Source organism: Photobacterium alginatilyticum, from assembly GCF_009910675.1.
In the GTDB taxonomy this organism is placed as follows: domain Bacteria; phylum Pseudomonadota; class Gammaproteobacteria; order Enterobacterales; family Vibrionaceae; genus Photobacterium; species Photobacterium alginatilyticum.
On record NZ_RSEJ01000124.1, the window covers coordinates 1 to 1,172 of the forward strand.

Annotated in this window: 1 protein-coding gene; it reads right to left on the reverse strand. The window is 37.8% G+C overall.

Annotated features, from left to right (window positions below; all coding sequences use genetic code 11):
• The coding region (locus tag EIZ48_RS31470; RefSeq protein WP_500690624.1) for a hypothetical protein at positions 1–502 on the reverse strand (502 nt) is incomplete at its 3' end.
• Between the last annotated feature and the right edge of the window lie 670 nt (positions 503–1,172).

Genomic DNA, 1,172 nt, shown 5'->3' on the forward strand with positions numbered 1-1,172 from the left:
CCCATATTCCAGGACCATATAAGCCTGTTACATGAAATACACCAAAACCAAAACAAGCCAACCCTGCAAGAAATAAATGAATTCCAAAGATTTTGGGCAAATCYAAAACRGGTTTTCCTGTACGTTCATCACGAAAAATYTCRAGATCCCAATACACCCAATGCCAGATAGCTGCCAAGAAGCACAAGCCRGAAAATACAATATGTGCCCCRGCTACACCTTCGTAACTCCAAATMCCYGGATTCGTKMCAGTCCCTCCTGTGATACTCCAACCSCCCCAYGAATTGGTTATTCCTAAACGAGTCATGAARGGWATAACRAACATACCCTGTCTCCACATTGGATCAAGAACRGGGTCAGARGGATCAAAAACTGCTAATTCATASAGAGCCATTGARCCSGCCCAACCAGMAACCARAGCTGTATGCATTATATGGACAGCAAGCAACCGACCGGGATCATTCAACACAACAGTATGAACACGATACCAAGGTAAACCCATGGAAATACCCCTTTATCAAAGAAAAGTAGACACTACGTAACTTTATTGCATTGAAAAAGACTCCACTATAGACTATGCTATAGATCCCCTTTATTCAGTGGATTCTCTTAGAATAAGGGAGAATGTTTGTTCTATTTTGTTGATAATMTATGKAACAATTCTSTTCGTAGGAACAAGGCGAAGCAAATTTATTCTAYACTCWATAAGTACCWATACGCAATGGGTGTTGAAACTACTCCTTATGARGGAATATGCCYATATTACTTTATCATTAGAAAAGACCTATTTGKAATAATKTKTCTTTATTCATTTTGTCTTCGTTTTATTATATTATGTATGAAGTTTTCTAATCTATGGGTAAACTAACACAAGGGCTAATATTMGAAAGATAATAAACCCATTCTTACGTTTCCACATCAAAGTGAAATATAGTATTTWGCTCTTTTTTTTTTAATGCCKATTGGTGTTCCAAAAGTACCTTTTCGGAGTCCTGGAGAGGAAGATGCATCTTGGATTGACGTATAGTGCGAMTTGTCMGATATATTGGGTCATATSGGATTTMCCCGTTTTCTCMCCCGATCGAGRTATCCTCYAYYTTGMCCAAAAGAAMTATTAATTGAMTCATMAAAMATTGGGAGCGTGAAGTAAAAATTAGGAGAGTGAAGTGCAA